The sequence below is a fragment of the Kurthia sp. 11kri321 genome, from assembly GCF_001534765.1.
GTDB classification, from domain to species: Bacteria; Bacillota; Bacilli; order Bacillales_A; family Planococcaceae; genus Kurthia; species Kurthia gibsonii.
Genome location: NZ_CP013217.1, coordinates 2,068,710 through 2,093,163, shown reverse-complemented (window position 1 = coordinate 2,093,163; position 24,454 = coordinate 2,068,710). Strand labels below are relative to the sequence as shown.

Here is a 24,454-nt window from a genome sequence, read left to right as displayed (position 1 = left end):
GTCATGGCAAAGAAACCTGTAGCGTCTAAAAAACCGCGTAAAAAACAGTCTGTGATGGATCCGAATGAGCAAAATTCTGAACCAAAAGGACCAGGGAAATTACAAAAACTATTCTTTTGGGTCATTATTCCTGTGCTATTTGCACTGGCCGTTGGATTAATTGTAGCGGAAGTAACAGGTACGAACGTATTTGAAAAAGCAAAAACACTCGTGGGGAAAAATTCGGACCAAACAGAGCAAACAACAGAGCAATCAATTGAAGATTATAATAAAGAAATTGTGAAATTGCAGGCGCAAGTAAAAGAAAAAGAAGCTCTTGTAACGAAATTACAATCACAAATTGATGCCAATAAGACAGATACATCAAAATTAGAAGTAGAGAAAAAGCGATTAGAAAAAGAAGTCAAGAAATTACAAGATGGTAAAGCAGATAATAAAACTGACTCCACACTTCTAACGAAAACATATGAGCAAATGGCTCCTAAATCAGCGGCAGCAGCGATTTCAGCAATGAAAAATGAAGAAGCTTTAAGTATCTTAAATAATTTAAAGCCTGCAACACTGGCACCAATTTTAGAAAAAATGACACCTGAAAAAGCAGCTTATTATACAGAAGCAATATCTAAAGGTGAAAAATAAAATGGTTTGAAGGGAGGTGAATATATGGTAATGGTCGGGTCTTTAGATCGTGTTGCAATAGGAAAGTCAGATGCGAAATCGGTTGCGAAGTCTAGAAGCAATACAACAGATTTTTCATCTACACTAAATAAAGCGCAACAAGCGTCAAAAAACGAAACAAATCAAAGTACTTCTTCAAAAAGCGGTGTGACAACTGCACAAAAGCAAAAAAATGAGGTTCAAACACCTGCAACAAATACAGAAAGTCAACAAAATAAAGTAGAAGAAATAAAAGAAGATGTAGTAAATGAGCAGTCTTCATCTCAACTAACACTTGAGTTTTTATTGCCCACTCAAAAAGTAGATGAACAAGTAACTAAAGTAGAAGAAGTTGATTTTTCATCTTTACTACAAGCAACGTCTGTTCAGCAAATTATTGAGATGATGGGTGGACAACCTTTAGTTGAAGGCGAACAATTAAATTTAGATCAAGTAGCAAAAGCTTTAGGGATGCAAACACAAGATTTACAAAATTTAATTACCAAGCTCACAAATACAAATCAACAAAAACAGCCATCAGGGGCTAACGATTTGTGGACAGAGTTAGGAAAAGTAGATCAAAAAGTAATGGCTGCTCTACAGCAAATTGCTGCTGCAATTAATGGGCATGGAGATGCAAAATTAACAAAAAAAGAAGCGCAACAAGCAGTTGCTTTGTTTAAGTTAATTGATTTAGCAGCACCTAAAACAGATTTGACTTTAAAACAAGAATCACAAGCAGCACAAATGAAGAATTGGTTATCAAATTTGGCAGGACAAATTTCTGAAAAGACGGCTGAAAAAGAAACTATGTTACCTTTTGCGAAAGCAACCATTCGATTCTCAGTACCTAAAGCAGTAGAAGTACCTACAAATCAAGTTACAACTGCCGCAACATTACAAAGCACAAAACCTTCTGTTGTTACAATACAATTGCCAAGCAATGGAACTTCACAAACACAATCTGCTAAATTCGTAGAAGAATTTCAGAATGTACTAAATCGTGCTCAATTTGCAAGTAATGCAGCTGGAACAAGATTATTAATTAAGTTATATCCAGAACATCTAGGAACGATTCGAATTGAATTAGTTCAAAAAGATGGGATGTTATCTGCTAAACTATTAGCTTCTAACACAGCAGGAAAACAAATGATTGATAGTACATTACACCAGTTAAAACAAGGTTTTGCAAATCAAAATATCCAATTGGATCGCTTAGATGTAGCGCAGGCACTTACGGAACCAAATAAGAGTGATCGTGGCAATCAATTCGGGCAACAGTCACCTCAATCACAGCAAACTGAACAGGATGAAACAAACGAAGGTAAACAAGACGAGTTGAAAAGTTTTGATGAAATATTAGCTGAAATGGAGGAGTAGGAAATGGCAGACGTTAAGGGAATTACAGCAGATTATTATTTACCGACAACTGAAAAGAAAACAGGTAATAGTAATCTAGGTAAAGATGACTTTTTAAAAATTCTTATTACACAACTACAAAACCAAGACCCTACAAGTCCGATGGATGATAAAGAATTCATTGCGCAAATGGCTCAGTTTTCTTCATTAGAACAAATGAGTAATATTGCGACAGGTATGAATAATTTGACTGCTATAACGCAGCAATCACAATTAATTCAATTCAATTCATTCGTTGGTAAAACTGTGACATGGCATGAAGCTTCAAAAGAGTTAGATGAAGCAGGTAATCCAATTGTGAATACAGGAACTGAGAAGGTAGTCAAGGTTCAATATGATGGTGCAGAAGCAAAATTTGTTTTAGAAAGTGGTAAAGTAATTAGTGCTTCAAATATCTCAGAGGTAACAGAAGCAACAAATGCTGGTGGCTCTAATTCATTGATTGACGCGAGTATGTTAATTGGCAAGAAAGTAAGCTTTTTAGATGATGAGGGTAAAACAACAACAGATACAGTAACCTCTGTATCAAAAAAAGATGGCAAAATTCAATACGCTTTATCGAATGGTCAAACAATTACAGCAGACCAAATGACAGCTATTTCAGCTTAATCGAGGAAGATTTTGAATCCTATTAGAATTGTCCAACCACCCATCACATATAATAATAAGCTTACACAACCAAAAAATAATGAAACAGCAAATACGCATTTTCAAAATTTACTAAATGAAGCACAACAAAAGCTCAAAATTAGTAAACATGCATCACAGCGAATTACACAACGTAATATTAACATCAGTGATGTGGAGTGGAATAAGATTGAAGAAAAGATGCAAGTTGCTAAAAGTAAAGGTTTAAATGAATCCTTATTTTTAACACAAAATGCAGCTTTAATTATAAATGTAAAAAATGCGATTGTTGTAACCGCATTGGATCGAACAGAAGCCGGTAATCAAATATTTACGAATATTGACAGTGCTATTTTAATTTAAATCTGGCGGGACCTTGTAAAAGGGCGCCTTCTGTACTATCGACTGACTGAGATAGTACACTTGAAAATCGAAGGGAGAAAATCAATTATGCTACGTTCTATGTATTCAGGTATCAGTGGTTTAAAGAATTTCCAAACTAAGTTAGATGTCATCGGGAACAATATCGCAAATGTTAACACATATGGCTTTAAAAAAGGCCGTGTTATTTTCAAAGACTTAATTTCACAAACTGTTGCAGGTGCCAGTGCGCCAACAGATAATCTAGGGGGGACGAATGCAAAACAAATCGGTTTAGGATCGAGTTTGGCTGCAATCGATACAATCCATGATAAAGGTTCAACACAAAGTACAGGACGTACGCTAGACGTCGTAATTAACGGTGATGGCTACCTATCATTTACAGATGGGGATAATACGTTTTATACACGTGCAGGTAACTTATATTTAGACCGTGAAGGAACGCTTATCGCACCAGACGGTAAAAAATTAGTTTCTGCAGACGGGAACCAAATTCAAATTCCTGCTGATGCTACGAATTTGACAATTGGTCAAGATGGTACAGTTTCTTATACGCAAGCAGGAGCAATTGTAGCCGCTGGTCAAATTGGTATCACACGCTTCCCTAACCCAGAAGGTTTAACAAAAGTAGGCGGTAACTACTACCAAGTGTCGAATAACTCAGGTGATCCATCAGATACAAAAACACCTGGAGCAGATGGTAATGGTACAATTGAATCTGGTTTTGTTGAGATGTCAAACGTTGACTTATCAGAAGAATTTACAGAAATGATTGTTGCACAACGTGGTTTCCAAGCAAACTCTCGTATCATCACAACATCAGATGAGATCTTACAAGAGTTAGTTAACTTAAAACGTTAATTTTTGATATTGTTTAATTAAAAAGGAGGGGGGCTGGGCTGGCTCTATCCAGACTAGCCCTATATTCCTATGATTCATGTAACAAGATTAAATGGAAAAACATTCACTTTAAACGCATTATACATAGAATCGGTCGAGGAGTTTCCTGATACAACCATCACGTTAACGACCGGACGAAAATATGTTGTGTTGGAAAAAGCGATGGAAGTAGAAAAACAAATAGTCGCATTTTATAGACAAGTACAACTCCTATCAAACCCGCATTTAAGAGGTGAAAATGAAGATGAAGAAGAATAAATTATTAACCATTATGCTTATAATTTTAGTATCTATTACATTGATTGGTGTGGTTGCACTTGTTGTGGTAACACAGCTTTCAAAAGATGGTGGTGCTAATGCTGAACCGAGTATCGACGAAATAATTGAACAATCTGTAGATGTACCAGAGATTAGTACAAATCTAAATGACCGTCGTTATGTGAAATTATCTTTAAAAATTCAAACAGATAGTAAAGAAGCAGCTGAAGAATTAACAAAACGAGATTTTCAAATTAAAGATATTCTTGTAGAGGTTCTTTCAGATATGAGTAGTAAAGATTTACAAGGTACAAAAGGTAAGGAATTATTAACGAATGCATTAAAAGCTAAGTTTAATGGCTTAATGCAAAACGGGGAAGTACAAAAAGTATATATCACCTCATTTGCAGTATCGTAATCGATGAATTAAACAGGAAGAGGAGGTGAGCAGATGGCTGGAGATGTTTTATCACAATCCGAGATTGATGCGCTCTTATCCGCATTGTCGACAGGAGAAATGTCGGCAGATGATATTAAAAAAGAAGAAGAAACAAAAAAAGTAAAAGTATATGATTTTAAAAGAGCTTTACGTTTTTCAAAAGATCAAATTCGTAGTTTGACTCGTATTCATGAAAATTTTGCTCGCTTATTAACTACATTCTTCTCTGCTCAACTTAGAACATATGTACAAATCACAGTAGCATCTGTCGATCAAATACCTTTTGAAGAATTTATTCGTTCTATTCCAAATATGACATTAATTAATGTCTTCGAAGTACCACCTTTAGATGGAAATGTCTTGATGGAGATTAATCCTAATATTGCCTACTCTATGTTGGACCGTTTAATGGGGGGAGAGGGATCAAGTCATAGTAATGTTGATAATTTAACAGAAATTGAAACGAAAATTATGACGAACCTTTTTGAGCGCTCTTTTGATAATTTAAGAGAAGCATGGGTAAATATAGCGGATATTGATCCAATCATGACGGAATTAGAAGTTAACCCACAGTTTTTACAAATGATTTCACCAAATGAAACAGTTGTTGTCATTTCTTTCAACTCTATTATTGGTGAGACGAGTGGTATGATTAATATTTGTATTCCTCATGTTGTATTAGAACCTATTGTACCGAATTTATCTGTACGCTATTGGATGCAAGCTAATACGAAAGAGGTATCGCCAGAACAAAAAGCAATTATCGAAAATAATGTAAATAAATCTGTACTGCCATTAGTTGCTGAATTAGGTACTGCACAAATAAGTATCGAGGATTTCTTATTATTAAGAGAATCGGATGTTTTACAGTTAGATAAATTAATTACAGATCCACTTTATTTAAAAGTAGATGAAGTACCTAAATTTATTGTGCAACCTGGTAAAGTGAAAAAGAGAATGGCTGTTCAAATTTTAGAGTCTCTGGAAGGAGGAGATGGTGATGATGAGTGATGAGATGTTATCACAAGAAGAAATTGAGGCACTATTACGTGGTGAATCATTAGATAAAAAATCAGATGAGGATGTTGAAGATCCTTTAAACAGTGACTCAGAAGAGTATAAAATAGAAGACTATTTAGATGATATGTCACGCGATGCGCTAGGTGAAATAGGAAATATTTCATTTGGTAGTTCGGCTACAGCATTATCGTCACTTCTTGGTCAAAAGGTTGATATTACAACACCTTCACTTAGTATGATTAATCGTAATAAATTAGAAGAAGAATTTCCACATCCGTATGTGGCTGTACAAGTCGAGTATACAACAGGATTAATGGGAATGAATTTATTAGTTATTAAACAATCAGACGCTTCGATTATCGCAGATTTAATGCTTGGAGGAGATGGATTAAATCCTGCAGAAGAATTGAATGAGATTCACTTAAGTGCTGTACAAGAAGCGATGAATCAGATGATGGGGTCGGCAGCGACGTCAATGTCTACAATCTTCAATAAAAAAGTGGATATTTCACCACCTTCAATTGATTTGATGAATTTTTCAAATAATGAAGGCACTGAAAATATTCCAGATGATGACTTATTAGTAAAAGTTTCGTTTAGATTAAAGATTGGTACACTAATTGATTCAAATATAATGCAATTATTACCTTTAAATTTTAGTCAAAACTTAGTAAAATCATTGATGAACCCTGATGCGGAAGAACCAGTTGAATCTGTTGAAGAACAACCGACTCCAGAGCCAGAGCAACAAATAAGCCCACAAGCTTCAGCAAATGGACAAACTACTTCACAAGAGCAACAGGTACAACAACCGATGTATCAACAACCTGATCCAATGCAACAAGCACAACAACCAATGTATCAGCAGCCAATGCAGCAGCAACAGCAACAGCCGATGTATCAGCAACCGATGCAACAGCAACCAATGTATCAACAACAACCTGTACAACAGCCACAAATGAATGTACAGCAAGCGCAGTTTGTTGATTTTGAACAGGCTAATTTAAAACAAACTGAAGCGCGTAACCTAAATATGTTGATGGATATTCCATTACAGGTAACAGTAGAACTAGGTCGTACGAAGCGTTCAGTAAAAGAAATTCTTGAATTAGTAAGTGGTTCAATTATTGAATTGGATAAATTAGCAGGTGAACCTGTAGATGTGTTGGTAAATAGTCGTCTAATTGCAAAAGGAGAAGTAGTTGTAATTGATGAAAACTTTGGGGTTCGAATTACGGATATCTTGAGTAAAGAAGACCGTTTAAATAATTTAAGATAGATTTTATTGGAGGAATATACAGATGGCAAAAAAAATATTAATTGTAGATGACGCAGCATTTATGCGTATGATGATCAAAGATATACTAACAAAAAATGGTTTTGAAATTGTAGGAGAAGCAGCCGATGGTGCACAAGCAGTTGAAAAATATGCAGAATTAAAACCAGATTTAGTTACAATGGATATTACAATGCCAGAAATGGACGGAATTGCAGCCTTAAAAGCAATTAAAGAAACAGATCCAGGTGCTACAATTATTATGTGTTCAGCTATGGGACAACAAGCGATGGTAATTGATGCAATTCAAGCAGGTGCAAAAGACTTTATCGTAAAACCATTCCAAGCAGATCGCGTAATTGAAGCAATTCAAAAAGCGTTAGGTTAAATTCAATGTTCAAGCAATCATTCAAAAAACGCTATTTATTGGCTTTAATCGTAATGATTTCTGTATTCTCTTTTTCAGCATGGAGCACACCTGTTGCTTATGCTGAAAAAGATGGTATGGTAAGCGATAATTTCGAGCAAAATAACAAAGAAAATCAAAATAAAGCTGAAGTAAATAAGGCAGACTCATCTGAAGATTCGACAATTAGTTCTGGGATGACTGCATGGGAATACTTGAAAATTTTGTTAGCCTTAGCTTTTGTTGTAGGGCTTTTATTCTTTGTGCTTAAATTAGTCAATCGTAATAATAAAAAGTACCAATCGAACCAAATGTTACAAAATTTAGGTGGAGTATCTTTAGGCCAACAAAAATCAGTGCAATTACTCAAAGTGGGAAATTCGCTATTTTTAGTGGGTGTTGGTGAAGATGTTCAAATGATTAAAGAGATTACAGATCCAACAGAGCAAGAGGCTTTAATAAAAATGCATGAAGAGAAGCATAATCTAGCTGTACAAACACCTTATATCGCTGAAATGTTTCAAACAGTCAAAGATAAATTTTCAAAGCAGCCTGTAGAACCAGCTACAAGCGATTTTAAAGAAGCATTAGATGAAAAACTTAACAAAATAAAAAAGAATCGTCAGCAACAATTAGATGATTGGAGTCAAAAGGAGAAGAAAGACGATGAGTGATTTACTTCAAGCTTTTTCCGATGGTAGTGGCTCAACCGTCTCAACTTCTGTGAAATTAATGCTGTTGTTAACTGTTCTATCATTGGCACCGAGTATTTTAATTTTAATGACATCGTTTACGCGAGTTGTTATCGTACTATCCTTTGTTCGAACATCTTTAGCAACACAACAAATGCCACCGAACCAAGTCATTGTCGGTTTAGCCTTGTTTTTGACATTCTTTATAATGGCTCCTACATTCCAAGAAGTAAATAAAGAAGCACTACAGCCGTTATTTAAAGAAGAAATTACATTAGATGAAGCATATGATAAAGCAAGTGTTCCATTCAAAGAATTTATGAGTAAACATACGCGTCAAAGTGATTTAGATTTATTTTTAAGTTATGCAGGTGAAGAAAAGCCTAAATCTGTACAAGATATCTCTTTAACGACGCTTGTTCCAGCTTATACTCTCAGTGAATTAAAAACAGCATTCCAAATGGGATTCATGATTTTTATTCCATTTTTAGTTATTGATATGATTGTCGCCAGTGTTTTAATGTCGATGGGTATGATGATGTTACCACCGGTTATGATTTCATTACCATTTAAAATTTTATTATTTGTACTTGTAGACGGATGGTATCTCGTAATGAAGTCTCTATTACAAAGCTTTTAAAGAAAGGGGAAGGATTATATGTCACAAGAGTTTGTTATATCAGCAGCTGAAAAAGCAATCACAGTTATTTTAATGGTTTCCGGCCCCTTACTATTAGTTGCTTTGATTACGGGATTACTGGTTAGTATCTTCCAAGCTACAACACAAATTCAAGAGCAAACACTTGCTTTTGTACCTAAAATTGTTGCTGTATTAGTTGCCTTAGTTTTCTTTGGTCCTTGGATGTTAACGCATATGTTATCTTATACACGTGATATTTTTGCAAATTTAACGCGGTTTATAGGGTGAGTATATGACAGAGATTATACCTAAGCTTCCGGTATTCTTTTTAGTTCTAATTCGTTTAAGTGCCTTTTTTGTGACAGTACCTTTCTTCTCATATAAAACAATACCTGTAAAAGATCGCATCTTTTTAGCTGTAGTACTTGCTTGGATTATGAGTTATACGATGGAAGAAACGGTTATTAAAATTGATGATGCTTACGCGATGCTTGTTTTAAAAGAAGCGGTAGTAGGACTTTCACTTGGTTTACTTGCATATATTATTATATCGGCCGTGCAAATTGCTGGTAGTTTTATCGATTTTCAGATTGGCTTTGCAATTGCTAATATTATTGATCCAATGACAGGAACTCAAAGTCCATTAATTGGTCAGTTTTTCCAAACAATTGTACTTTTATTATTAATTACAACAAATGCACATTATATGTTGCTAGATGGAATATACTATAGTTATGAATATATTCCATTACAAAGTGTATGGCCGAACTTTGGTGATCCAGCAGCAAGTACATTTATTATGAAGACATTTACAGCCGTATTTGCAATTGCTTTTCAAATGGCAATTCCAGTTGTTGCAACGGTATTTTTAGTCGATTTAGCTTTAGGGATTACAGCAAAAACAGTACCACAATTAAACATTTTCGTTGTAGGTTTTCCGATAAAAATTGGTGTTAGCTTTATCATTATGATTGTTACAATGGGCGTTATGGTAGCAGTTATGCAAAAGCTATTCCGCGTGATGTTTGAAGCAATGCGAGATTTTATGGTGATATTAGGTGGTGGATAGTCAATGCTTTTAAAATTAGATCTACAGTTTTTCGCAGGTGAAAAAACAGAGAAAGCAACACCGAAGAAAAGGCAAGATGCACGAAAAAAAGGTCAAGTTTTAAAAAGTCAGGACGTAACCAGCGCGTTTGTCTTGCTTGCCATCTTTATGTACCTCTTAATAATGGGGTCATATTTAAGAGAAAATTTATTAACATTTTTTAGAGAAACATTTACGCATACCGTGTTAATTGAATCGATTTCTGTTGAGTCGGTTATGGAAATGTTCAAAGATATTTTAGTCGAAATGGCTATAATCCTCTTACCTATTATGGCAATAGCAATGATTGCCGCAGTTGCAGCGAACTTTTTTCAATTCGGTTTGCTTTTCACAACTGAAACGTTAAAGTTTGATTTGAAAAAAATTGATCCTATTAAAGGATTTAAACGTATTTTTTCAATGCGTGCGATTATTGAATTGCTTAAATCAATTTTAAAAATCTCTTTTATCGGAACAGTTACAACGGTTATTATCATTTTAAATTTGAGTGATGTACTTAGTTTATCGTTTAAGACACCAGGAGATTCTTTAACTACAATCGCTAAGTTGACGGTATTAATGGGATTAACAGCAAGTGTTGTATTAGCATTTATCGCTGTTTTAGATTATTTTTACCAAAAATTTGACTATGAAAAAAATCTGAGAATGTCGAAGCAAGATATTAAAGATGAATATAAGAATACAGAGGGAGATCCCCTCATTAAATCAAAAATTAAGCAACGCCAACGTGAAATGGCGATGCGCCGGATGATGCAAGAAATTCCAAACGCAGATGTCGTTATTACAAACCCGACACACTACGCGATTGCATTAAAATATGACGATGTGACAATGGAAGCACCAAAAGTAGTTGCTAAAGGTACAGATTATGTAGCGCAAAAAATTAAATTAATTGCGAAAGAACATGATATTGTGATGGTAGAAAATCGACCGTTGGCTCGTGCAATGTATGATCAAGTTCAAATTGATCAACGCATTCCAGATGAGTTTTTTAAAGCAGTTGCTGAGGTACTCGCATATGTTTATCGTATTAAACAAAAAATTTAGGGAGGTACAACAATGAAAATTCGCGATATCGGTGTTTTAAGTGCAGTCATCATGATTGTCGCAATGCTTGTAGTACCTTTGCCACCTTGGTTAATTAGTTTTTTAATCATTGTGAACTTAACATTGGCCTTACTCGTATTACTAACTTCTATGACGATGAAAGAAGCTTTACAGTTCTCGATTTTCCCATCTCTACTACTATTATTAACCCTATTTCGATTAGGTTTAAACGTGTCTACAACGCGAGCTATTTTATCACATGGTGACGGGGGTAACGTAGTAGAAACATTTGGTACATTCGTTGTCGGCGGAAATATTCTCGTTGGTCTCGTTGTGTTCGTCATCCTCGTAATTATACAATTTATTGTTATAACGAAAGGGTCAGAGCGTGTTTCAGAAGTTGCAGCTCGTTTTACATTGGATGCGATGCCAGGGAAACAAATGGCCATTGATGCTGATTTGAATGCGGGATTAATTTCTGAAAAAGATGCACGCGAACGACGTGAAAAAGTAAGTAATGAAGCAGATTTCTATGGTTCAATGGATGGTGCGACAAAATTCGTAAAAGGTGATGCCATTGCTGGTATTATCATTGTATTAATCAACTTAATCGTTGGGATGATTATTGGGATTGTTCAAATGGATATGGATTTTACAGAAGCAATTACACATTTCTCTACATTAACTGTAGGTGATGGTCTTGTTTCACAAATTCCAGCTTTACTTATTTCAACTGCTACAGGTATTGTGGTAACACGTGCTGGGTCAAAAGGTGACTTAAGTGAAGATATCACAGGTCAGTTATTATCAAACCCTAAATTGTTATACATAGCAGCAGCTACAATTTTACTTCTTGGTTTTGTAACACCGATTCAAATTATCTTTACAGTACCGGTAGCGGCAGTTGTGGCATTTATAGGCTACCGTATTCAAAATATGAATAAAGAAACAGAAGAAGCTATTGAGGAAATTGAAGAAGAAGTGACAACAGATAACTTGAAGAGCCCAGAGAATGTGGTGAACTTATTAAATGTAGATCCGATTGAATTTGAATTTGGTTACGGATTAATTCCATTAGTAGATGCATCACAAGGTGGCGATTTACTAGATCGTGTTGTGATGATTCGTCGTCAATTAGCGTTAGAGTTAGGTATTGTCATTCCGGTAGTGCGTATTCGAGATAACATTCAATTACAGCCGAATGAATATCGAATTAAAATTAAAGGGAATGAATTAGCAAAAGGTGAATTATTATTAGATCACTATTTAGCGATGAGTCCTGGTGATGATGATTCAATTGATGGAATTGATACAATTGAGCCTTCATTTGGTTTACCTGCTAAATGGATTAATGAGCAAGTAAAAGAAGATGCAGAAATGCTAGGTTATACAGTAGTCGATCCGCCTAGTGTCGTATCAACTCATTTAACTGAAATTATTCGTGCGAATGCCTCTGAACTATTAGGTCGTCAAGAAACAAAACAATTAATTGATCACTTACGAGAAACTTCTCCAATTTTAGTTGAAGAATTAACACCTACACCAATGAGTATAGGGGAAATTCAAAAAGTATTATCTAAATTATTGGATGAAAGTGTATCTGTACGTAATTTGCCAATTATTTTTGAAACACTGGCAGATTATTCGAAATTAACATCAGATGTAGATGTGTTAACTGAGTATGTACGTCAATCTTTAGCACGTCAAATTACGACACAATATGCTGGAAATCAACAAGAATTGAAAGTACTAACGGTTTCAGCAAAGATTGAAAAAGCGATTGCAGATAGTATTCAACAAACAGATCATGGGAATTATTTAGCTCTCGACCCACAAATGTCACAAGCCATTTTAGAATCGATTGCAGCTGAATTAGAGCGTGTATCATTTATTGATCAGTCACCGGTTATTTTATGTTCACCAGCAGTAAGAATGTATGTACGTCAATTAACCGAACGTTATTTCCCACAAATTCCGATTTTATCTTATAATGAATTAGATGCTTCAATTGAAATTCAAAGTGTTGGAGTGGTGAATGTAGAATGAAAATGAAGAAATATATAGCTCAAACAATGCCAGAAGCCATGAAAAAAGTTAAAAATGATTTAGGAGATGACGCAGTTGTCGTTAGCTCCAAAGTCATTTATACAAAAGGCTTTTTAGGTCTATTTAAGAAAAAACAATTTGAAGTACTTGCAGGTGTTGATGCGGTTGAAGTAGCCGATACAAGACCTGATTTAGATGTGTTTGAAAAACAACGTGATTTTGAAGAAAAATACGCGTTGAGTCAACAAAATGAAGCTATTCAAAAGCAATTAAATGAATTAAAAAAAATGATTAAGCAAACATCAACTCAGAAAACGATTAATCATATCCCTGCGATTATTCAACCAATTTATATGCACTTACAAAAGCAAGAATTGAATGAAGAACTCATCACAGAAATTTGTGATGAGCTTTTTGACATCGTACGAAATGAGCCGGCTACAACATATGAGCAATTATTGATGCATGCACAAGAATCAATGTATAAGAAATTATCGAAGTACCCAATGGGTGGCGTTAATTTTGAACGGAAATTTGTAAATATTTTAGGTCCAACAGGTGTAGGGAAAACAACAACAATTGCTAAAATTGCTGCTCGTGCCGTATTAGAAAAAAAGAAGAAAGTGGCATTTATTACAACAGACACGTATCGTATTGGAGCAATTGAACAGTTAAAAACGTATGCTAATTTATTGCATGCGCCCGTAGAAGTTGTTTATACAAAGGAAGACTATGAACGCGCAATTAAGCAATTCTCAGGTCATGATCTCGTATTGATTGATACGGCGGGTCGAAATTATAAAGAAGCGAAATTTATCGCCGATTTAGAAGAATTAATTGATACAAAACAAAATGTTCAAAATTATTTAGTACTCGCTTTAACGGCGAAACAGCTTGATATGGCAACGATTATTGAACAATTTTCGACATTTGACATCCAACAACTCATTTTTACAAAGATGGATGAAACAAATACTATTGGCTCAATGGTGAATTTAATGGTTAAATATAATAAAGGACTTGCTTACTATACGGATGGTCAAGAAGTACCAGAAAATATTGAAGAAGGTTCTGTGTCTAAACTCGTGGAATTAATTTTTCAAGGAGTTGAATCATAATGGATCAAGCAGCCCTATTGAGAGAAAAAATGCAACAACAACAGACGACAGTTTGTAAAACAATTGCTGTCGTCAGCGGTAAAGGCGGTGTAGGAAAAAGTAACTTTACTACAAACTTTGCACTTACTCTAGCACAACAAAATCATCGTGTCCTAATTGTAGATATGGATATTGGTATGGGGAATATCCATATCTTATTAGGAAAAACAGCTAGAAATAGTTTAACGAACTATTTACAAGGAGAGTGTTCCATACAAGAGGTTATTCATCAAGATGAAAAGAATTTAGATTTTATCGCTGGTGGTTCCGGAATGTCTTCGCTATTACAATGGTCAGACTTTATGTTTGAGCGTCTTATTTTTGCTTTTAATGAGCTACAAAAGAACTACGACTTTATTCTCTTTGATATGGGAGCGGGTGCTACAGAATGGTCATTGCAATTTATGATGTCTGTCCATCATATCGTAGTAGTGTCTACAACAGAACCGACATCCATTACAGATGCTTATTCCATGATGAAGTATATACATATGAAGGATGAAGAAAAAGATTTTTACCTAGTATGTAATCGTGCATTATCAAAAGATGATGGACTCTTAACGTTGGAAAGGCTGAAAACAACGATGTCTCGTTTTTTAGCAAAAGAGGTATTAGAATTAGGAATGATTCCAGAAGATTTACAAGTTCGTAAAGCAATTAATCAACAGATTCCTTATAAAAAGCGATATCCTACTTGCCAAGCCTCTAAAGCAATGGACGGAATTGTCGAACGCTATTTGACGAATGATTTAAATAATCCAATTCAATTGACGCAAGAAAATCAATTTATTTCAAAATTAAGAGGTCTATTTTCTAAAAGGAGGTCCTGAGTCCATGAAAAAATTGCTCATCGTAGATGATTCAGCCTTTATGAGAAAACTAATTACAGAATTTTTTTCAGAAAATGCACATATAGAAGTGGTTGGGACTGCACGTAATGGTAGAGATGCTTTAGAAAAAGTGAGAATACTAAATCCAGATGTTTTGACAATGGATGTTGAAATGCCAGAAATGACAGGTGTTGAGGCCGTAAAGCAGTTAATGATTGAAAATCCAAAACCAGTCGTCATGCTTTCATCTACTACGACAGCAGATGCAGCTATTACGATGGAAGCAATAGCGAATGGTGCAGTAGATTTCATTGCCAAGCCAAGTGGTACAATTTCACTTGATTTAGACAAAATTAAGGATGATTTAATTGAAAAAGTCATTGCTGCATCAAATATACCAATAGAGAAGTTACGCAGAAAAGAACGTATATCAAAAATACCAATCAAGAAACCGATATTTGAAAAACCTATAATGGTAGAAAAGAGAATACAAGAAAAGACAAATCAAGTTTGGCATAAAAATCATAAAAAAATTATTTTGATTGGTACATCTACAGGTGGACCAAGAGCACTTCAAGAAGTTTTAACACGATTACCAAAAGATATAAAGGCACCCATCCTAATCGTACAGCATATGCCACCAGGTTTTACAAAATCTTTAGCAAAAAGATTGGATCAACTATCCGATATAACAGTTAAAGAAGCTGAGCAGGGTGATTTATTACAACCAGGCACAGCTTATATTGCACCTGGAGGTTATCAAATGACCGCTAGAAAAGTAGGTATGACATATTCAATTCATATTGATGAACATGCTCCAGTCGTAGGCGGGCATAAACCAGCAGTAGACGTGTTATTTGATAGTGTAGCTACATTAACAGACATTGATCGTATCGCTGTCATTATGACCGGTATGGGTGCAGATGGTTCTAAGGGAATTAAAATGTTAAAGCGATCTGGGAATACACGTGTTATTTCAGAAGATGAGCGTACGTGCGTAGTATATGGTATGCCGAAATCGGCAGAAAAAACGGGGTTAGTTGATCGCGTTGCACCATTAGACGAAATACCTCAAGCTATTTTGAATTATTTATACTAGGAGGGGAACTATGGATACAAATCAATATTTAGAGGTATTCATTGATGAAAGTAATGAGCATCTACAATCATGTAGTGAAAGTTTATTAGTATTAGAACAAAATCCAGACAATATCGAGATTGTAAATGATATTTTCCGTAACGCACATACATTAAAAGGTATGTCAGCGACGATGGGATTTGAAGATATTGCCGATTTAACACACAAAATGGAGAATGTTTTAGATGCAATACGTAATCATAAAATTCAAGTAACAGCTGAGTTATTAGATGTAGTTTTCGAATCAGTAGATCACTTAGAAGAAATGGTGTCTGATATTTCAAATGGTGGAGACGGTAAAAAAGATGTCACACAAACAGTTGAAAAGTTAAAACGCTTAGAATCAGGCGAATCAATCGAAAATATTGAAACAGTCGTAGCTGCACCTTCTGAAAGTGTAACTGAAGTAGCTGAATCAAAACTCATCTTTGATGACTTTGAACAAACAGTTTTAGAACAATCAATGGAACAAGGATTTTCAGCTTATGAAATCAATATCTCATTACGTGAAGACTGCCTATTAAAAGCAGCGCGTGTATATATGGTATTTGAGATTTTAGAAAAGTTAGGTGAGGTTATTAAATCTACACCGACAGTTGAAAAATTAGAAGAAGAAAAGTTTGATACGGACTTTTCAGTTGCTTTTGTAACAAAAGAAAATCAAGACGATTTAAAACAAAAGCTTATGAAAGTTTCAGAAGTAGATGTTGTTAATGTACAACCTGTTCAATTGAAGAAGATGGAAATGCCAAGTGATGTAGTAGAAAAGAAAGTGGAAGAAGTAGCGGCAGTAGAGACGCCAAAGCCAACTCCTACAAAAGCCACACCGACAAAAACAGAAGCACCAAAAACCGTGAAAAATAATAATTCAAGTAAAACAATTCGTGTCAATATCGAGCGTTTAGATATCTTAATGAATCTATTTGAGGAATTGGTTATTGATCGCGGACGTTTACAATCCATTTCAATGGAATTAAACCATAACGAATTAAACGACACAGTAGAGCGTATGACACGCGTGTCGGGCGATCTTCAAAATATTATTTTAAATATGCGTATGGTTCCTGTAGAAACGGTATTTAACAGATTCCCTAAAATGGTTCGTCAATTATCGCGAGATTTAAAAAAGAAAATCAATTTAGAAATTATTGGTGCTGAAACAGAATTAGATCGTACAGTGATTGATGAAATTGGTGATCCACTTGTTCACTTAATCCGTAATGCATTGGATCATGGTATCGAATCGCCAGAAGAGCGTTTAGCAGCTGGAAAACCAGAAACAGGTTCAGTCGAATTGCGCGCATATCATAGTGGTAACCACGTATTTATTGAAATTGAAGATGATGGTGCTGGTATTGATCGTGAACGCGTATTACAAAAAGCAATTTCTAAAGGTGTCGTAACTGAAGAAGCAAGTCATTCTATGACAGATAATCAGATTAATGAGTTGATTTTAGCTTCTGGTTTCTCAACAGCTGAAGTTATCTCAGATGTATCAGGACGAGGCGTTGGTTTAGATGTTGTGAAATCAACAATTGAGTCATTAGGTGGAAGTATTAGTATTGAGTCTGAACATGGTAAAGGTTCATTATTCTCAATTCAGTTACCATTAACATTATCAATTATCTCAGTTATGCTTGTTGAAATCGAAAAAGAAGTGTATGCAGTGCCGCTATCTTCAATTATTGAAACATCGATTATTAAACGTAGCGATATTTTAAATGCACATAATCAAAAAGTCATTGATTTCCGAGGTAAAGTTGTGCCACTTGTTTTCTTAGATGAAATCTTTGAAGTACCGCGCGAAAATCATGAAGATGATGGATTCCTATCTGTTGTTTTAGTGCGTAAGGGCGATCGTATTGCAGGTTTAGTTGTGGACTCATTTATTGGACAACAAGAAATTGTATTAAAATCTTTAGGAAACTACTTAACGAATGTATTTGCGATTTCTGGAGCAACAATTTTAGGAAATGGACAAGTTGCATTAATTGTTGATTGTAACGCACTTATTAAATAGAAAGAGGTGTCAGCTATGACAGAATTATTAGATACAGAAGTCGTAAAAGTCATCGTCTTTCAATTAGGCGATAAGGAATATGCTATTCCAGTATCACAAGTACAGGGGATCGAAAAAACGGTCTTTATTACACGTGTGCCAAGTACCGTACATTATGTAAAAGGTGTTATTAATTTACGTGGTGTAGTAACACCGATTATCGATTTACGTGAGCGTTTTGGTATTCATTCAGATGTTCAAGGTGAGGATACACGTATCATTATTATTTCATACGCAGATATGGAAGTTGGATTAATCGTTGATGCAGCAAATGATGTAATGGACTTACCTAAAAATGCAATCGAACCACAACCAGAAGTGGTTGGATCATTAGAAGAAGAATTCATTGCTGGCGTAGCAAAAATTGATAAACGTTTGCTTATTTTATTAAACTTAGAAAAAGTACTAAATACCTTAAAGTAAAGAAGGTAGATGAATATGACAAATATTACTTCATTTCATTTAGATGTATTAAAAGAGATTGGCAATATCGGTGCAGCACACGCAGCAACTGCATTATCAGGATTATTAAATACAAAAATTGATATGCGTGTACCAGCAGTTGAGATGGTTTCGTTTGATGAAATGGTTGAACGTGGCGGTGGTGCTGAACAAGTAGTCGCAGGAACTTATTTACAAATTGATGGAGATGCAGAAGGTGGTATGTTCTTCATCCTACCAATTGAACAAGCAAATCGTTTTATACGTCGTTTAATTCATGATGAACATTTTGATTTACAGAAACAAAATAACTTGGAGCTAGGCGTATCAGCAATGCAAGAGTTAGGAAATATTTTGTCAGGTTCATATCTATCTGCATTGTCAGATTTTACAGGGCTTAAAATTTATCCCACTCCACCCGCTTTAAGTGTTGATATGTTCGGTGCCATCATTAGTTTTGGATTAATTGAACTGTCACAAATAAGTGATCATGTAATTGTGATTGATACATCGATTTTTGAAGAAACGATGACAGAAGATGAACAAGTTAATGGACATTTCTTTTTACTACCAAACCCAGAGTCTTTTAAAGCCATTTTTAAAGCATTGGGAGTGTCGTAAAATGATTATTGGAAGTCAAAGTGTTGTCAAAGTGGGCATTGCCCAAATGGACATCGTAACAGCACCCTCAACAATTCGAACATCAGGACTTGGTTCATGCGTTGGGGTGGTTGTTTACGATCAATCTAAAGGTATTGCAGGACTTATTCATATTATGTTACCAGATTCAAAAGTAGCTAAAAGTGGAACGATGAATATTGCGAAATTTGCAGATACAGGCATTCCAGCATTAATTGAAGCATTAAAAAAAGCTGGAGCTTCATCTTATAAACTAAAAGCAAAAATTGCAGGCGGCGCGCAAATGTTTCAGTTTACATCTTCAAATGATACGATGCGTATCGGACCTCGTAACGTAGAAGCAGTAATCGAGCAATTAAGAAAATATATGATTCCTGTATTAGCACAAGATACAGGTGGGAATAGTGGAAGAACAATTGAATTTAATCCTGAAACGGGTTTGTTAAATATTAGAACAGTAAATCAAGGGGTGAAAGATCTCTAATGTTTGGTTCAATATTTTATAACTTTTGGTTTGCTTTAGCAGGTTTCACAATTTACTTTTTTGCGCGATTTCAAAGTAATCAAGCTCCTCTAACAACTATTTTATACGGTTTAATGTGGGCAGCTATTGCTTTTATAGTGGCTTATATTGTACGTGCATTAATTGCTTATATTATAGCGACACCTTCAGATCAGTTAGAACAGCCTGATGAAGGTGTTGAATCAGGTACAGAAGCTATAGCAAAAGAGGAAAGAAGTAGCGAAGAGTCATTACCTTCACCAGAACCGACTGTTGAGTTTTCAGATGAACAGTCAGAGGAGATTGCTAAAGCGATTCAAACAATGATGCAAGATGGAAAATAAAAAAGAAGAGGCTAGGAAACATGTTATCTTCCTTTTTTAGAGTTCGCAACGAAAAACTGGAACCGCGCCACAGCGCGATTCCAGTTTTTCTTATGCTCATGTGGGATGTGTTTTTTGTACTTATGTCCCAACCTCTTCTTTTTATCTTATGAATTAGTTACAGCTTGTTTTGAGACATTTACTTGTTGAGCTAGCCACTGCATCGCAATATGTGCGTGTAATGCTGCACCGTATTTAAAAATTTCTTCCTGCTGTTGCATACGTGGGTTATGGACAGGCGCATTTCCTTCTTTTCCTGTTCCTAACACGATGAATGTAGCAGGTACTTCTTGTGAGATATGTGAGAAGTCTTCTGAACCACTCAACATACCTAAATCTACAACTTGTTCTTTTCCAACAATCTCTTCAATGAATGGAGTAAGTAACTTTACCATTGTTGGATCATTATAAGTTGTTGGTGTATGAAACTCAGTTACTGTGTAATCACCGCGCCATGCTTTTACTGTATGGTCAATCATTTCTGGGATTCGTTTACATAAGTGGTCACGAATTGTTTGGTTATAACTACGCATATTTCCTTGTAATACAGCTTTATCAGGAATAACATTCGTGACAGTCCCACCGCTCATCGCACCAACTGAAAAAGTAACGTGCGCGCTCGGGTCAGCCTCTCTTGTAAATAATAGATTTAAACTTGTATATAGTTGATTCATAATCATATTCGCATCAATTGTCTTATGAGGTTGCGAGCTATGACCACCATTTCCTTGAATATCTACAATATAAGAATCCATCGCTTGGGAGACGATTCCCTCGTGAATTGAAACTGTACCCGCTTCTTGATCAGGCATGATATGAATAGCAAAGGCGGCGTTCACTTTTGGATGTTCAAGCAATCCATCATCTAACATGAGTTTAGAACCGAATCCCCATTCTTCACCAGGTTGGAACATCAATTTAACAGTACCTTGTAAGTCAGCTTCATGTGCTTTTAATATTTGCGCCGCACCAAGTAGCATCGCAACATGGGAATCATGTCCACATGCATGCATTTTCCCAGGTCTTGTTGATTGATAAGAAACGTCTACTTCTTCCTCAATCGGTAAAGCATCCATGTCAGCACGAAGTAATATACAAGGTTCACCCTGTCCGATTGTAGCTACAACCCCTGTACAATGTGCTTGCTCTGGGAACCCAGCACGTGCATATTTTTCTCTTACCTCATCTGGTAGTACACCACAAGGCTTCCCTTCAATCCCCATCTCCTGTAAACGATTTAAGATGTATTGCTGTGTTTCAGGTAATTCAAATCCTAATTCTGGATGTTGATGCAAATGGCGACGGTCAGAAATAATTTGTTGTTCAATTTTTTCGGCTTGTTCTAAAATCGTATGCATATTAAATACCTCCTTCATTTGTTATGGTTGTTGTTTCAACTGTTAATTCCTCATCTGCTTTTGGTTTTGTTTTAATTGCGACTGTAAATAAAATGATTTCTGCAACAGTTAATCCAAGTAATACATAAATTAATAAATCGTATGATTGATTAATTGAATAAATGGCACCTGATACAATCGGTGTAATCGCTGCTCCAAGTGATGTGAAGATCGCAACGATTCCATATTTTGCACCATAGTCTTTTTCGCCGAATAAAGCGCCTGTTAAATAAGCAGGTGTTACTGTAACAGCAGTGCCGCCAATACCCATACCAATCGTGAATAAGATACCTGGGATCAGTAGGTTTCCGTGCATCATAAAGAATAATGCTGCGAAAGAGCCAATACAAATAATCGTAATTGTAATAAATAAGCCGAGTGAGTCATATAATTTACCAATTAGTAATTTACCACCGATGACCATAATAGAACCAAGTGAAAGAAGTAGTGCCGCATGTTGTGGTGAAGCACCTAAGTCGGTTAAATATGGAACCATGTTGATAATCAATCCATTGATAACAATACCTGCAACTAAAATAGCTAGACAGAAGCACCAGAAAGATAGAGATAAAAATGTTCTCTTTTGTGAAACACCTGATATAGGTTTGTGAGCGTTTTCATTTGTTGGTATATCTTTCGCGCCTAAAGGTAACAAACCTTTGCTTTCAGGTGTAAGTGTGACAATGAAAAGTGTAAATGGAATAATCGCTACAATGATGATGATCCCAATTGTTAAGTAAGCTGTGCGCCATCCAAAGTCTGTAATTAACCAAGAGGTAATCGGACTTAAGATTGCACCACCTAAACCTGTACCTGCTAAAGCAATACCAAGTGCTAGACCTCGTTTTTCAACGAACCAGTTTGTAATTAATACAGACACAGGAATCATTGCAGCACCAGCAAGAGCAGCTCCCATAGGAATTGCGAATAAATAGAATTGCCAAGCAGTTGAAGAAAATGAAAAACCAATATAAGAAATAGCACCGAATAATGTGAAAGTCGTTAAATAAATACGAATTGGAATACGCTTCATTAAACGACCAGCAAGAGGAGCAGCAACCATCGATGCGAGCGCCATAATCGTGTAATAATTCATAAAATCAGCACGTTCCATTTTTAAATCTTCCGTAACAGGTTTAATAAACAAGGATACTAAGTTTGCAATTGGTGCGTATAAAAAATTCATAATCATAATTGAAGCGAGTAAAATCCACCAACCGTAAAAAATCTTCCCATCTTTTTTCATAAGTATTTCCCCTTTGTTTTAAAATGGCGAATATTCAGTTTTTTAATTGCAATTATGTTTCAAGAAAGTGTTGCTTTATAATATTAGCTAAATTATATATTATATATTATATATAATTTTATAAAATGTCTACTTGAAATAGAAGATTTGGTAAAATTAAATTATCTTTAACGTGAGAACGAAAAAATGAGGGGCTGACAAGCTGTGGAATTAAAAAATTATTATATGTTAGATGAAGAACAAAAAGAGTTATTACCTTATACAATAGCTAATCAAATTTTACTTAAAGTATTTACAGGAGAACTAAAACATGGCGAACGAGTGAAAGAATCAAATGTTGCAATGGCTCTTGGTGTAAGTAATATTCCTGTTAGAGAATCGTTTTATATTCTAGAAAATTTAGGTGTATTAGAACGCTTACCCCGTAAAGGCGTACGTGTAAAAGAATTTACGGATAAAGAATTTATTGCCTATACAGATGCCTTAGTAGAATTAACGTGGATTATATTGACATATGCACAACAACTTTGGACAACTGAGCAAATTGAAAACTTAAAACAATTAGCAGTAGAAGCAAAATCTAGTTTAAACGAAAGAAATATTGTGGCATATATTTTAGATTGTGATCGTATTCTACGTTTAATGACAGAAGTAGCAGATAATCTAGCATTTAAAAAGATGTACAATGATATTTCTTGTATCACACTAACATACTGCCGTGTGTATTGGAAGGACTTCAATCGTTTAGAAGAGCGTTATGAAAGTTTGTTGCAAACAATCGAAGCGATTGAAAAAAATGATATTGAGATGGCAAAAGAACAAGTGGAAATTTTCATTCGAAAGCAAGAACCTTCACTATATCGTTACAAAAAAGTATAGAAGGTTAAGAAGTTCCTTGTTTAAGTTCCCATTTGTAAAAAGTATTTGTTATAATATTTCATAAGTATTGAACGAAGAAATGGAGGGCGTAGCAGATGCAATCGGCTTCAACGCAAGAAACGAAACTATGGCAAGATTGGTCCGCTCACAAAGATCCTCGTGCTGGCGATTTGCTCATGAAAAAATATAAATCTTTAGTGTCATATCATGTGCAACGAATTAGTACAGGATTACCTAAAAGTGTATCAAGAGATGAACTAATGAGCCTCGGGATGATGGGACTTTTTGATGCGCTTAATAAATTTGACATTACACGCGACTTAAAATTTGATACCTATGCATCTTTTCGCGTGCGTGGTGCAATCATTGATGGTTTAAGAAAAGAAGATTGGTTACCAAGATCAGCACGTGAAAAAACGAAAAAGTTAGATGCGAAAATTGAGGCGATGGAACAGCGTCTAAAGCGTCATGTTACACCAGAAGAAGTAGCAAAAGAATTGGATGTACCAATCGAAGAAGTATATCAAACGATGCAAGAGCATCTTTTTTCGAATGTCTTATCAATCGATGAACAACTACAGGACTTTGATGAAGTCGATAATAAAAGTTTCGTCATTCGAGATGAAGTAACAAAAACACCCGAACAGCAAGCGGTTCAAACAGAGTTGTTGCAAGATTTAGCAGAAAGTATTAAGCATCTTAACGAAAAAGAACAGCTTGTATTAAGTATGTTTTATACAGATGAATTAACATTAACTGAGATTGGTGAAGTATTAAATTTATCGACATCACGTATTTCTCAAATTCATTCTAAAGCGTTATTTAAACTAAAAAATTTATTACAGGATGAAATGAATAATACGTGAT

The 24,454-nt window shown here is 35.2% G+C and carries 28 protein-coding genes; 26 read left to right on the top strand and 2 right to left on the bottom strand.

The features are described from left to right. The first annotated feature begins 3 nt into the window (after nt 1–3). From ASO14_RS10590 to ASO14_RS10475, 24 genes are all read left to right on the top strand, one after another. Nucleotides 4–639, top strand: coding sequence for a MotE family protein (locus ASO14_RS10590; RefSeq protein WP_082701459.1), 636 nt, complete (start codon nt 4–6; stop codon nt 637–639). Nucleotides 640–663: 24 nt separating this feature from the next. Then, nucleotides 664–2,037, top strand: coding sequence for a flagellar hook-length control protein FliK (locus tag ASO14_RS10585; RefSeq protein WP_068454869.1), 1,374 nt, complete (start codon nt 664–666; stop codon nt 2,035–2,037). 3 nt (nt 2,038–2,040) lie between these two features. Then, entirely contained in the window at nt 2,041–2,685 is a 645-nt protein-coding gene (gene flgD, locus ASO14_RS10580) for a flagellar hook assembly protein FlgD (RefSeq protein ID WP_068454865.1), read from the top strand. 12 nt (nt 2,686–2,697) lie between these two features. Beyond that, a complete protein-coding gene (locus ASO14_RS10575) occupies nt 2,698–3,066 on the top strand; it encodes a TIGR02530 family flagellar biosynthesis protein (RefSeq protein WP_068454863.1) in 369 nt (122 codons plus the stop codon). A gap of 87 nt (nt 3,067–3,153) precedes the next feature. Continuing rightward, nucleotides 3,154–3,945, top strand: a complete 792-nt coding sequence (gene flgG, locus ASO14_RS10570) for a flagellar basal body rod protein FlgG (RefSeq protein ID WP_068454860.1) — start codon at nt 3,154–3,156, stop codon at nt 3,943–3,945. Nucleotides 3,946–4,014: 69 nt separating this feature from the next. Next, nucleotides 4,015–4,242, top strand: a complete 228-nt coding sequence (locus tag ASO14_RS10565) for a flagellar FlbD family protein (protein WP_068454857.1) — start codon at nt 4,015–4,017, stop codon at nt 4,240–4,242. After that, nucleotides 4,229–4,660 carry a flagellar basal body-associated protein FliL gene (fliL, locus tag ASO14_RS10560; protein ID WP_068457502.1) on the top strand — a complete coding sequence of 144 codons (432 nt, stop codon included), beginning with the start codon at nt 4,229–4,231 and terminating at the stop codon, nt 4,658–4,660. Before ASO14_RS10565 ends, fliL begins: the two co-directional genes overlap by 14 nt. Before the next feature lie 33 nt (nt 4,661–4,693). Then, nucleotides 4,694–5,692, top strand: a complete 999-nt coding sequence (gene fliM / locus ASO14_RS10555) for a flagellar motor switch protein FliM (protein WP_068454854.1) — start codon at nt 4,694–4,696, stop codon at nt 5,690–5,692. Then, on the top strand, nt 5,685–6,980 hold the full coding sequence (gene fliY / locus ASO14_RS10550; RefSeq protein WP_068457493.1) for a flagellar motor switch phosphatase FliY: 1,296 nt from the start codon (nt 5,685–5,687) through the stop codon (nt 6,978–6,980). Before fliM ends, fliY begins: the two co-directional genes overlap by 8 nt. 22 nt (nt 6,981–7,002) lie before the next feature. Beyond that, a complete protein-coding gene (locus ASO14_RS10545; RefSeq protein ID WP_068454851.1) occupies nt 7,003–7,365 on the top strand; it encodes a response regulator in 363 nt (120 codons plus the stop codon). Nucleotides 7,366–7,370: 5 nt separating this feature from the next. Further along, a complete protein-coding gene (locus ASO14_RS10540; protein ID WP_068454848.1) occupies nt 7,371–8,057 on the top strand; it encodes a flagellar biosynthetic protein FliO in 687 nt (228 codons plus the stop codon). Beyond that, nucleotides 8,050–8,715: a flagellar type III secretion system pore protein FliP gene (gene fliP, locus ASO14_RS10535; protein ID WP_068454845.1), complete on the top strand. Its 666-nt coding sequence runs from the start codon at nt 8,050–8,052 to the stop codon at nt 8,713–8,715. Before ASO14_RS10540 ends, fliP begins: the two co-directional genes overlap by 8 nt. 18 nt (nt 8,716–8,733) lie before the next feature. Further along, nucleotides 8,734–9,003, top strand: coding sequence for a flagellar biosynthesis protein FliQ (fliQ, locus tag ASO14_RS10530; protein WP_068454841.1), 270 nt, complete (start codon nt 8,734–8,736; stop codon nt 9,001–9,003). Between the two features lie 4 nt (nt 9,004–9,007). Then, nucleotides 9,008–9,784 carry a flagellar biosynthetic protein FliR gene (gene fliR / locus ASO14_RS10525; protein ID WP_068454838.1) on the top strand — a complete coding sequence of 259 codons (777 nt, stop codon included), beginning with the start codon at nt 9,008–9,010 and terminating at the stop codon, nt 9,782–9,784. A gap of 3 nt (nt 9,785–9,787) precedes the next feature. Then, nucleotides 9,788–10,870, top strand: a complete 1,083-nt coding sequence (flhB, locus tag ASO14_RS10520; protein ID WP_068454835.1) for a flagellar biosynthesis protein FlhB — start codon at nt 9,788–9,790, stop codon at nt 10,868–10,870. 12 nt (nt 10,871–10,882) lie between these two features. Continuing rightward, nucleotides 10,883–12,916 (top strand): flagellar biosynthesis protein FlhA, encoded by a 2,034-nt coding sequence (flhA, locus tag ASO14_RS10515; RefSeq protein WP_068454831.1) that lies wholly within the window; start codon nt 10,883–10,885, stop codon nt 12,914–12,916. Beyond that, complete coding sequence (gene flhF, locus ASO14_RS10510; protein ID WP_068454829.1) at nt 12,913–14,034, top strand: flagellar biosynthesis GTPase FlhF; 1,122 nt, start codon at nt 12,913–12,915, stop codon at nt 14,032–14,034. Before flhA ends, flhF begins: the two co-directional genes overlap by 4 nt. After that, entirely contained in the window at nt 14,034–14,903 is an 870-nt protein-coding gene (locus ASO14_RS10505) for a MinD/ParA family protein (RefSeq protein WP_231726951.1), read from the top strand. Before flhF ends, ASO14_RS10505 begins: the two co-directional genes overlap by 1 nt. Nucleotides 14,904–14,907: 4 nt before the next feature. After that, nucleotides 14,908–16,002 carry a protein-glutamate methylesterase/protein-glutamine glutaminase gene (locus ASO14_RS10500; protein ID WP_068454824.1) on the top strand — a complete coding sequence of 365 codons (1,095 nt, stop codon included), beginning with the start codon at nt 14,908–14,910 and terminating at the stop codon, nt 16,000–16,002. 10 nt (nt 16,003–16,012) lie between these two features. Then, on the top strand, nt 16,013–18,061 hold the full coding sequence (locus ASO14_RS10495) for a chemotaxis protein CheA (protein ID WP_068454821.1): 2,049 nt from the start codon (nt 16,013–16,015) through the stop codon (nt 18,059–18,061). A 15-nt stretch (nt 18,062–18,076) separates the two neighbouring features. Next, on the top strand, nt 18,077–18,523 hold the full coding sequence (locus ASO14_RS10490; RefSeq protein WP_068454818.1) for a chemotaxis protein CheW: 447 nt from the start codon (nt 18,077–18,079) through the stop codon (nt 18,521–18,523). Nucleotides 18,524–18,532: 9 nt separating this feature from the next. Continuing rightward, a complete protein-coding gene (locus tag ASO14_RS10485) occupies nt 18,533–19,162 on the top strand; it encodes a chemotaxis protein CheC (protein WP_068454815.1) in 630 nt (209 codons plus the stop codon). Nucleotide 19,163: 1 nt separating this feature from the next. Beyond that, nucleotides 19,164–19,664 (top strand): chemotaxis protein CheD, encoded by a 501-nt coding sequence (locus ASO14_RS10480; protein ID WP_068454812.1) that lies wholly within the window; start codon nt 19,164–19,166, stop codon nt 19,662–19,664. Then, nucleotides 19,664–20,026 carry a hypothetical protein gene (locus ASO14_RS10475; protein ID WP_068454809.1) on the top strand — a complete coding sequence of 121 codons (363 nt, stop codon included), beginning with the start codon at nt 19,664–19,666 and terminating at the stop codon, nt 20,024–20,026. The genes ASO14_RS10480 and ASO14_RS10475 overlap by 1 nt, the downstream gene beginning before the upstream one ends. 146 nt (nt 20,027–20,172) lie before the next feature. Here ASO14_RS10475 and ASO14_RS10470 read toward each other — a convergent pair whose 3' ends face one another. Together ASO14_RS10470 and ASO14_RS10465 are read right to left on the bottom strand one after the other, a co-directional pair. Beyond that, nucleotides 20,173–21,423, bottom strand: coding sequence for a M20 metallopeptidase family protein (locus ASO14_RS10470; RefSeq protein WP_068454806.1), 1,251 nt, complete (start codon nt 21,421–21,423; stop codon nt 20,173–20,175). A gap of 1 nt (nt 21,424) precedes the next feature. Further along, a complete protein-coding gene (locus ASO14_RS10465; protein ID WP_068454804.1) occupies nt 21,425–22,708 on the bottom strand; it encodes an MFS transporter in 1,284 nt (427 codons plus the stop codon). 204 nt (nt 22,709–22,912) lie between these two features. Here ASO14_RS10465 and ASO14_RS10460 point away from each other — a divergent pair, with 204 nt between their 5' ends. Beyond that, nucleotides 22,913–23,587: a GntR family transcriptional regulator gene (locus tag ASO14_RS10460; protein ID WP_068454801.1), complete on the top strand. Its 675-nt coding sequence runs from the start codon at nt 22,913–22,915 to the stop codon at nt 23,585–23,587. Nucleotides 23,588–23,682: 95 nt separating this feature from the next. Beyond that, the gene (locus tag ASO14_RS10455; protein ID WP_068454799.1) at nt 23,683–24,453 is read left to right on the top strand and encodes a FliA/WhiG family RNA polymerase sigma factor; all 771 of its coding nucleotides are present in this window, start codon (nt 23,683–23,685) and stop codon (nt 24,451–24,453) included. Nucleotide 24,454 lies beyond the last annotated feature (1 nt).

Coding starts and splice junctions, on each gene's coding strand:
- fliL (WP_068457502.1), top strand. CDS start 4,229: ATGAAGAAGAATAAATTATTAACCATTATGCTTATAATTTTAGTATCT.
- fliQ (WP_068454841.1), top strand. CDS start 8,734: ATGTCACAAGAGTTTGTTATATCAGCAGCTGAAAAAGCAATCACAGTT.
- ASO14_RS10475 (WP_068454809.1), top strand. CDS start 19,664: ATGTTTGGTTCAATATTTTATAACTTTTGGTTTGCTTTAGCAGGTTTC.
- ASO14_RS10480 (WP_068454812.1), top strand. CDS start 19,164: ATGATTATTGGAAGTCAAAGTGTTGTCAAAGTGGGCATTGCCCAAATG.
- fliR (WP_068454838.1), top strand. CDS start 9,008: ATGACAGAGATTATACCTAAGCTTCCGGTATTCTTTTTAGTTCTAATT.
- ASO14_RS10500 (WP_068454824.1), top strand. CDS start 14,908: ATGAAAAAATTGCTCATCGTAGATGATTCAGCCTTTATGAGAAAACTA.
- ASO14_RS10540 (WP_068454848.1), top strand. CDS start 7,371: ATGTTCAAGCAATCATTCAAAAAACGCTATTTATTGGCTTTAATCGTA.
- ASO14_RS10470 (WP_068454806.1), bottom strand. CDS start 21,423: ATGCATACGATTTTAGAACAAGCCGAAAAAATTGAACAACAAATTATT.
- ASO14_RS10495 (WP_068454821.1), top strand. CDS start 16,013: ATGGATACAAATCAATATTTAGAGGTATTCATTGATGAAAGTAATGAG.
- ASO14_RS10585 (WP_068454869.1), top strand. CDS start 664: ATGGTAATGGTCGGGTCTTTAGATCGTGTTGCAATAGGAAAGTCAGAT.
- flhF (WP_068454829.1), top strand. CDS start 12,913: ATGAAAATGAAGAAATATATAGCTCAAACAATGCCAGAAGCCATGAAA.
- ASO14_RS10485 (WP_068454815.1), top strand. CDS start 18,533: ATGAATATGACAAATATTACTTCATTTCATTTAGATGTATTAAAAGAG.
- ASO14_RS10505 (WP_231726951.1), top strand. CDS start 14,034: ATGGATCAAGCAGCCCTATTGAGAGAAAAAATGCAACAACAACAGACG.
- ASO14_RS10490 (WP_068454818.1), top strand. CDS start 18,077: ATGACAGAATTATTAGATACAGAAGTCGTAAAAGTCATCGTCTTTCAA.
- ASO14_RS10455 (WP_068454799.1), top strand. CDS start 23,683: ATGCAATCGGCTTCAACGCAAGAAACGAAACTATGGCAAGATTGGTCC.
- ASO14_RS10465 (WP_068454804.1), bottom strand. CDS start 22,708: ATGAAAAAAGATGGGAAGATTTTTTACGGTTGGTGGATTTTACTCGCT.
- flhA (WP_068454831.1), top strand. CDS start 10,883: ATGAAAATTCGCGATATCGGTGTTTTAAGTGCAGTCATCATGATTGTC.
- ASO14_RS10565 (WP_068454857.1), top strand. CDS start 4,015: ATGATTCATGTAACAAGATTAAATGGAAAAACATTCACTTTAAACGCA.
- flgD (WP_068454865.1), top strand. CDS start 2,041: ATGGCAGACGTTAAGGGAATTACAGCAGATTATTATTTACCGACAACT.
- flhB (WP_068454835.1), top strand. CDS start 9,788: ATGCTTTTAAAATTAGATCTACAGTTTTTCGCAGGTGAAAAAACAGAG.
- fliY (WP_068457493.1), top strand. CDS start 5,685: ATGAGTGATGAGATGTTATCACAAGAAGAAATTGAGGCACTATTACGT.
- fliM (WP_068454854.1), top strand. CDS start 4,694: ATGGCTGGAGATGTTTTATCACAATCCGAGATTGATGCGCTCTTATCC.
- fliP (WP_068454845.1), top strand. CDS start 8,050: ATGAGTGATTTACTTCAAGCTTTTTCCGATGGTAGTGGCTCAACCGTC.
- ASO14_RS10545 (WP_068454851.1), top strand. CDS start 7,003: ATGGCAAAAAAAATATTAATTGTAGATGACGCAGCATTTATGCGTATG.
- flgG (WP_068454860.1), top strand. CDS start 3,154: ATGCTACGTTCTATGTATTCAGGTATCAGTGGTTTAAAGAATTTCCAA.
- ASO14_RS10590 (WP_082701459.1), top strand. CDS start 4: ATGGCAAAGAAACCTGTAGCGTCTAAAAAACCGCGTAAAAAACAGTCT.